This window comes from Rhizobium sp. UFLA01-1127 (assembly GCF_059803845.1).
The window spans coordinates 1-8531 of sequence record NZ_JAUQTZ010000199.1; the positions used below are offsets into that span (position 1 = coordinate 1).

General features: G+C 59.7%; 4 protein-coding genes and 2 pseudogenes. 1 reads left to right on the plus strand and 5 read right to left on the minus strand.

Annotated elements, in window-relative coordinates; all coding sequences use genetic code 11:
- A partial coding sequence (locus Q4Q11_RS29560; RefSeq protein ID WP_498571698.1) for a two-partner secretion domain-containing protein occupies nucleotides 1-5555 on the minus strand: 5555 nt, incomplete at its 3' end.
- 411 nt (nucleotides 5556-5966) lie between these two features.
- The gene (locus Q4Q11_RS29565; RefSeq protein WP_498571695.1) at nucleotides 5967-6623 is read right to left on the minus strand and encodes a DUF746 domain-containing protein; all 657 of its coding nucleotides are present in this window, start codon (nucleotides 6621-6623) and stop codon (nucleotides 5967-5969) included.
- A gap of 201 nt (nucleotides 6624-6824) precedes the next feature.
- Here Q4Q11_RS29565 and Q4Q11_RS29570 point away from each other — a divergent pair.
- A pseudogene (locus Q4Q11_RS29570) lies at nucleotides 6825-7028 on the plus strand (recombinase family protein); the annotation flags it as partial.
- Between the two features lie 63 nt (nucleotides 7029-7091).
- Here the strand turns inward: Q4Q11_RS29570 and Q4Q11_RS29575 are convergent.
- The 3 genes and pseudogenes from Q4Q11_RS29575 to Q4Q11_RS29585 all read right to left on the minus strand — a co-directional run.
- Complete coding sequence (locus Q4Q11_RS29575) at nucleotides 7092-7559, minus strand: hypothetical protein (protein WP_498571696.1); 468 nt, start codon at nucleotides 7557-7559, stop codon at nucleotides 7092-7094.
- Nucleotides 7560-7803: 244 nt separating this feature from the next.
- Complete coding sequence (locus Q4Q11_RS29580) at nucleotides 7804-8259, minus strand: hypothetical protein (RefSeq protein WP_498571697.1); 456 nt, start codon at nucleotides 8257-8259, stop codon at nucleotides 7804-7806.
- Nucleotides 8260-8279: 20 nt separating this feature from the next.
- Nucleotides 8280-8531, minus strand: a pseudogene (locus tag Q4Q11_RS29585) (ShlB/FhaC/HecB family hemolysin secretion/activation protein); the annotation flags it as partial.

The window sequence follows — 8531 nt, forward strand, 5'->3', positions numbered from 1 at the left end:
CCATGCCCGGTCACAGCGTTGGCCGCAATCGCAATGCCGCTGGCGGCGATTGCGCCAGCCGATAGTATGGTCTGCGCGGTGATGCCCGCAGAGGCGGTCAGGTTCATCTCGCCAGCAGTTCCAAGCACTATACCGCCGCCACGGGCATTGGTGGCCGCGAAATCGATGCCGGAGATCAGCGTCGGCGCGTTGATGTGACTGCCGCTAACCGTGAGATTGCCGGCAACAATGATCTGGTTGCTGACATCGACATTGCCGACAATGCCTGCGCTGCCATGAGCGGTGATGCTGTCGGCAATGAGATCCGCCGCATTCGCCGTGAAGTCACCGGCCGAAAGGATTGTCCCGGCGGCAATATTGCCGGAGGCCGTAAGATTGGTGCTGCCAGACGACGCCAGCGCGATAGTGCCGCCCGCGGCATTGGTGGCGGCAAAGTCGATACCCGAGATCAGCGTGGGTGCGCTGATGCTGCCGCCATTGATAGTAAGGTCGCCGGCAGCAAGAATCTGGTTGCTGACGTCTACGTTGCCGACAATGCCGACTTTGCCATGGCTGGTAATGCTATTTGCCTGCAAATTGCCGGCATCGGCCGTGACATCGCCGGCCGACAGGATCGTGCCCGCCGTGGCGTTGCCGGCAACGGTGAGGTTCATGGCGCCCGATGAGGCGAGGACGATGTTGCCACCATTACCGTTGGTAGCCGCGAAATCGACACCGGAGATCAGAAGACCGGAGCTGAGGCTGTTTGCGTTGATGGTGAGATCGCGTGCCGATAAGACCTGGCCACCGACGCCAACGTGACCGCCGGCCTGCAGATCGGTGTTGCCATGGCTGATAATGCTGCTTGCGGTCAGATCCATCGCCTGAGTGGAAAGATCGCCGGCCGAGAGAAGCGTGCCGACCGTGATGCCGCCCGCGGAGTTCAGCGACAAATCACCGCTTGATGTCTGGACGATATTGCCGTTGGCGGCAGCCGTTCCAGCGAAGTCGACACCGGAGACGATTGCCCCGGCTGCAATGCTCGGGCCTGAGACGCTGACGGTTCCACCGCCAAGGATTTGGCCATTGACGGTGGTAGCACCAGCAAGCGCGATATCCTTGTGGCCGGTGACGGTATCGGCCGTCACGGTGGCGGCATTGGAATTGATGGCACCGCCCGCCTCGATCGTCGATGCGGAGAGCCCACCGCTGAGCTGGGCTGTCAGGTCGCCAGTCTGGCCGAGGACGATATTGCCTCCTACCCTGCTGGTCGCGTCGAAGTCGATACCGGCGACGACAGATTGGGCCGACAGGCTCTGACCTGTGATCCGCACGTTGCCAGCGCCAAGGATCTGGCCGGCAACGCTGGTGGCACCATTGAGCATCATGTCGCCATGCACTGTGACGGCATCCGCAGTCACGGTGGCACCGCTGGCCGAAAAGCTGCCAGCCGAAAGCAATGTGCCGGTCTTGATAGAACCTGTCGAAGCGAGCGTCAGATTGCCGCTTGTCGTCTGGACGATGTTCCCATTGGCGGCTGCCGTTCCGGCAAAATCGACGCCTGAGACGATAGCCCCAGTTTGGATGCTCGAGCCGGAGACGCCCACGTTACCGCCACCGAGCAGCTGATTGGCAACGGTCACGCCTCCGACGGCCGTTCCGGAAAGCGTTACATCCTTGTGGCCAGTGATTGAAGCTGCTGCGACGGACGTGCCGCTGAGATCGACGGCACCCGCTGCCTGTATGGTCGACGCAGCTACGGCGCCATTGACATTCACGGTCAGATCACCGCGTTGACCAAGGGCGATATTGCCGCCGGCGGCATTGGTGGCATCGAAATCAATACCGGAAACGATGGTCTGGGCGGACAGGCTTTGGCCCGTGATCGAAACGTTGCCGGACCCGAGGATCTGGTTTGCGATGCTGACCGCGCCATTGAGCGTGACAGCGCCATGTGCCGTCACGCTATCAGCGCCGACGGTGGAACCGGAGGCATTGAGATTCCCGCCCGATAACAATGTGCCAGCGCTGATGTTGCCGGACGACGTCAAGGAAATGTCGCCGCTTGCCGTCTGGACGATGTTGCCGCCGTTGGCCGACGTAGCAGAGAAGTCGACACCCGAGACAATAGTCCCGGCGTGGATGCTCGAGCCGAAGATTCCGATATTCCCGCCGCCAAGCACCTGATTAGTGACAGCGACGCCGCCCACCGCCGTTCCAGAAACAGTGACATCCTTATGGCCGGTGATCGAAGCTGCAGTGACGGATGCACCACTGAGGTTGATGGTGCCCGCTGCCTGTATGGTCGGCGCAGCAACGGCCGCGTTAACGTTCACAGTCAAATCGCCAGCTTGGCCAAGGACGATATTGCCGTTAGCTGCATTGGTCGCGTCGAAGTCGATACCGGAAACAATCGTCTGCGCCGACAGGCTCTGGCCGGTGATCGATAAGTTGCCGGAGCCGAGGATCTGGTTTGTCACGCTGATCGCGCCGCCGAGCGTGATATCACCGTGCGCAGTCATGCTACTCGCACCAACGGTCGAGCCCTTGGCACTGAGATTGCCCGCCGATAGCAGCGTGCCGGCGCTGAGTGCGCCCGAAGCCGCAAGCGCAAGGTCACCGCTCCCGGCCAGCACGATATTGCCATTGGCGGCGGCAGTCCTCGTGAAGTCGACGCCTGAGACTATGGTCCCGGCACCGATACTGGAACCGGAGATCGCAACATCCCCGCCGCCCAGCACCTGATTGGTAACATTCACGCCCGCGCCCGCGCCGGAAAGGATTATATCCTTGTGACCGGTGATCGAATCTGCTGTGACGGATGCGCCGCTCACATCGATGACACCCGCGGCCTGGATGGTTGGCGCCGTGACGGCGCCATTGACGGACACGTTCAAATCGCCGGCCTGACCAAGGACGATGTTGCCGCCAGCCGCATTTGTGCCGCCAAAATCAAGGCCGGCGACGATGGTCTGTGCAGACAGGCTCTGCCCGGTGATCGAGACGTTGCCCGAGCCGAGAATCTGGCCGCTGATATCCACGCGACCGCTTGTGGTCGTCGTGCTGATGACGCCGCCAAGCGTCATGTCGTGATGGGCCGAGATATTGCCGGCGGTGATCGCCGCACCGCTGGCATTGAGATCGCCGGCGGACAGCAAGGTACCGACCTTGAGCTGGTCGGACGCGGTCAACGACAGATTGCCAGTCCCAGCCGTGGTCTGGCTGAGTATGACGCCGCCGCCAGAGGCATTGGCGGCGGCTATATCGACGCCGGAAACAACGGCGTCGGCTTTAATGTCGGAGCCGGAAACGCTGACATTGCCTGCACCGAGAACCTGGCCCGTCACATTGACGACACCACTCCCGGCTGTCGCACTGGTGGCGCCCGAAAGCGTAATGTCCTTGTGGCCGGTGATCGTATCGGCGGTGATGGTCTGGCCGCTGGCATTGATCGCGCCGGCTGCAAGCACGGTCCCTGCCTGGATGGCGCCAGTGTTGTCGTTGATCGTCAGATCGCCGCTACTCGCCAGCACGATGTTGCCGCCATTGACTTTGGTGGCAGTAAAGTCGACGCCGGACGCGAGTAGACCGGTGCTGATCCCATTGGCGTTGCCATTGATGGTGATATTGCCCGCGCTGAGCAATTGGTTGGCGACATTGACCCCACCACTAATGCCGACATTGCTGTGGCTGGTAACGTTGTTGGCCTGCAACAGGGCGGCCTGAACCGTCAGGTCGCCGGCCGACAGCAAGTTGTCGGCAACGATATTGCCTGCGGTGGCGGTGAGCCCGAGCGTACCCAACGAGCCGAGAACAATGCCGCCGCCGTTCGCGCCGGTAGCGGCAAAGTCGACACCGGCGGCAATGGCGCCTGCCTGAAGGGCAGACCCCGAGATCAGGACATTACTGGCAACCAAAACCTGGCCGCTGACGTCAACGCGGCCGCCTGCCGTATTGACCGTAAGCGCTCCGTGGGAGGTGATGCCGCTGGCTGTCAGAGACGCCGCAGTTACCGTCAGATTGTTGGCCGACTGAGCGCCGCCCGCAGTCATATTGCCGGTCGCGGTCGTCTTGAGGCTTCCGGCCGACAAAAGATTGCCGGTGGCGATATTGCCGCCGGTCGCCGTCAGGCTCAGATCACCAGCTACCCCGAGCACCACATTGCCATTCGGATCAGCGCTGGTGGCGGCGATGTTGATGCCTGAGATGACTTTGCCGATGGAGATGGACCGGCCGGTAACATTGACATTACCCTGTGCCTGCACATTGCCGGCAACGGCAATATCGAGAGCGGCACTCGAGGCGATGTTCTGGCCGCTCTGCAGCGAGGCGGCCGAGATCGAGCCGGCCGTAGCGGTCAGATTGAGGTCGCCTGTGCTATTGGCAGCCCCTGCGATCGCGATATCGCCAGAGGTGGCGACAAGGGTTGTTGCGCCATTGCCAGCGGTGACGCTGCCGGCGGCAATGCCACTACCCGAAGTCATCTGCACGGTCGTACCGCTGTTGACATCGCCGGAGACGCTGAGCAGGCCGCTTCCGCTCGCAAGCACGATATCGCTATCCGCGGCAACGGACTGCAGGGTGATGCCCTGGTCGGCCTGAACGGCGATCTTCTGCTTCGAGGTTACCTTGGCGGCTGTGACCTTCTGCTTCGAGGTGATGGTCACCCCATCTCGCGCGGAAGCATTGCCGATCGAGATCTTGCCGTCGGCCGACAGCGACAGTTCGCCGGCATTGGCCGCCATGTCGCCGCTCATCTTGACGCCAGCGCCCTTTTCCGTGACGACGACCTTGATGCGGTCGGCCTGCATGGCGCCGAGCGCCGTGCCGTCGATCGCATACTCCGGCGTGCCCGAGGTGGCGGTCAGCGCCGTCGCCTCTCCGGTGGCATAATTGTATTGGCTGGCGCCACCAGTCAGTCGGATGGTCTTGCCATACACTGGAGCATTGACATGGATCTGGCGCGAGACGACATCGAAGAGATCGACTGCGCCGGGAGCGGTTGTGAGGTTTGTCCCTGCCCCTTCAAAGGTGACATCGCCGCCATTGACGGTGAAGCCCGTCAGGCTGCCATCGGCGCCGATAGTGGGGACACCGGTCGTCAGGGTGGCATGCGGCGTATTGATGAAGCCGCAGCCCGCACACGTTATTCCATTAGGGTTAGCTACTATAACATCCGCGCGACCACCGAACACCTCCATCTGACCGTTCAGCGCGGAACGATTGCCCGAGGTGACTTCGTTGAGAATGACGGAGGCTGGGTTCGAGGCATTGAGGTTCGGATTGCCCGGTGTCACCCCACCGAGGTTCGAGGTGCCGTTCTCGCCCTTGAAGTTGTTGAGGATCAGGCCCTGCGTGCCGACATTGAAGTTGTCGTATTTGTTATATGACAGGCCGCTGGCATTCGGCGTGACGATATCGATCAGGGGCACGCCATTTGGCGCAGCGCCGACGCCTGGCTGGTTGGCGGCGGGCGCGGTGGTACTGGCCGATACCGATTGCGCATTGGCAATCGCCGGCTGCAAGAACAGGAGCGCGCTGAGGGTAACCGCAAGCGATTGATGTCCGAGGCGCAAGAGCCATGGAACGACTCTGCTTCCTCCGCTCCGCTCATTGAACGATTTGCTGGAATCCTGCCTCGGATGCTTGCCCACGATACGCTCTCGCCCTTTTGAGGCCAGGCTACGTCCGCGGATCTCGCAGGAAAATGTAGCCTATTTTGCGCCTCGCCCAGGCCGCGTCATGCGGCACATTTTGATGCTTTCTCTTGATGGACTTGGCAGGGAACGTCAATCTCTACACGGATATGGAGAGAAAACTTCGATCAGTTCGCGTAAGTTTGGTAAAGCGTGTGTGAATTTTACACCAATTACTATAGGAAACACAGACAAGAACACGCATCACGGATATTCCCTTGCGAGTGCTTCTGCTCTTTCGGCGACGCGACGGAGGGCAGGCTGAGGTGATGCTCCCGCGCAAACTCGACCTCAGTCAGCTAGACCTTCGCTGGCGGCAAGCCGCGAATGCCGGCCGCAGGCATGGCAACGCACCTGTCGCTTGACCGTACGACCATCTTTCAGGGTGACCAGCCCATAAAAGGATAGATGTGACGGCAGCCCACATTTGGGGCAGGCCACCTGTGAAAGCGGCGGTTTTTGCCCGAGCCGGATCTTGGCGACAAGCCTTCCAGACGGGTCGCGTTGCTGCAACCATTCGGAAAATATTCGCAGCCAGCGGCCAGTCATAATCTGGGTGATACCCAATTGCCGTGAGGCCTCCGCCACACTGATTTGCTGCGACAACAGATGCACGAACTGCTCGAGTTTGTCGCGTCTTCGAAATCCTTCGAACGGCGTACCGGTACGGCGAGAGAAGCCCGTCGCACAATGATTGCAGGTGAAATATGGCGTTCCGCCCGGCGGCCGACCTTTATAGCGCAGGACCGTATTCAGGCTGTGGCAGTGGACGCAGGCCGGCGGATCGATGCTATGGGACCATGCTTCTTCGATCTCGGACAGGAAAAAGGATCTGAGGTCGGGGTCCGGATCATCAAGGGGACGTGGCTCTCCTCGAGACTGCATTTGCCAAATCAACGGTGACAGGAAATCGAATGCCCACGGTTCTTCCGATGTCTTTTTGGGCACTCACCAAGCCTCTTGTGTTGCGTAGCCGCTGCTGATTCCCGGCTTGTTTGCAGAGGACACATGCCATATCGCCGTCACGCTTCCAAATAGCACCTCCGTTCACCTGGGAGCAAACGTTCCGATTCACCACTGACGCGAATTGGGCTCGATGATCGAAACCATGTCGCTTTGCATCTAATGTGAGAGGTTGGGCGTTCCCCGCGCGACGTTCTCAATCTCGCTCATGAACCTGATGAAAAGGGCACGTCCCTGCGTGTCCTCGAACCGGCAGTGACGAGGGCCGGAAGCATGGGCCGAATGGTCATCACTATCCTCCGCATGGTTGCCGACATGGAACTGAAGTTCATCCAGGACAGGCCATGGCGCTTACTGGCGCGCGGTCACGTCGGTGACCCCCTCACATAGGTCAGCTCGATTCGCTTATTGCCGTCGATGGGTCGGCTTTCCGTCATCCCCATCCGTCGCAGCTCAAAGGCCAAAGACGATTTGACATACGGACGTGTCCAACATTTTCTTCGGTACCGGCACGGTATAGTCGCTAAGCGTCTTGACCTGCTCGATTTGCCCACTTTTTACAACGAGCGCGACACGGCATGAGACCTGGTCGTCATGTTCCGGGACATAGTAACGTTTTCTAATGGTGACGGTGGGCGAGTAAGCCACGGCGTCCTCGTGCCATGAGCCACCAATGCGTGTTGTAATCGTTCGTTCCCACGTCAGTGTCAACGTTCCAGACGCGGCATTTCGCTCGGTGGCGGGCCCAAACTTCTCCTCGAATATAGACAATGGTTTTCCACGCCATTGAGTGTTGAGATGATTGAAGGGCGCTGCGAGCACGACGCCAACACCGTTTGACACCTTTTGAACGCCCTGTTGCACTTGCGCGCATCCGGAAAGAAGCAAAGCGAAACTTGCAAAGATTGTCAGTATCTTCATTGGATCAGTCACCAATTTTCTTGAAGGTGATTGAGGAAAGGGTGAAGGTGATGATTTCATAGCGTATATCTGCAATCGCCTTCGTCCGATTAATAATCCCCAGTTGTGCCGCTGCCAGCGGCACGATGAGGTGCTAATTTCGCGATGCTAGCCCACACGAATTTAACGCCGCTAGAAATGTATCGCATCAATCGCCCCCCGGCTGCCGGTTTCAGATGTCAAACGCATGGATATCGTCATCTCCTCAGCCCCCTCTTGCGGCAGGCGCGGTCTTCACGCCGCCGTCGAGCTTCTTGTAGAGTTCACCCAATTGGGATTTCGGCGTCGCACACCCTCTCGAACGGGCAATATCCGTCAGTACCTGATTGCGATTGCGCAAGGCGTCGATTTCGATCTTCTCCGGCGATTTGGGATCCATGAAAAACAAGGCCGGCCAGAACAGAAGAACACCCGTGGCGCCGAGGATGACATTCTTGCCCTGGGCCTGCGAACGCTCCTTGACGGTCGAGAGTATCTGACGTTCGTTCGCCGCAAATTCGCGATTGATGCCGCTGCACTGCAGTCCGGTATCACCCGCGCTGGTCGATGCGATCGGATGCGCCTCGCGGCCACCACAACCCGACAGTATGATTGAACAGCTCAAAAGCATTGCAGTAGATAGCGCGCGAGCTTTTCGGTCTTTCATCGTTCTGAAATTCATGATCTTACCCTGCTTCACTTTTACCAACGTATTGAAGTACTTACGAAAAGAAGTCCGGAGTCGCGGCGGTCGACCGTGCCGCCGAGGACATCCGAGTAACCCATATCGAAATTGACATTGCCGCCCGCGAGCTTGGCACCGACTGTCCAGCCAACCATGTCGCCGCGTTCGATGTGCTGGCGGGCCTGGGATGCGATCCGTCCGTAATCGAGGCCGAGATAGGGGCGGAACTCGCCGAGGATCTTCGCAAGTGCTGCATTGTCCGCGAAAGG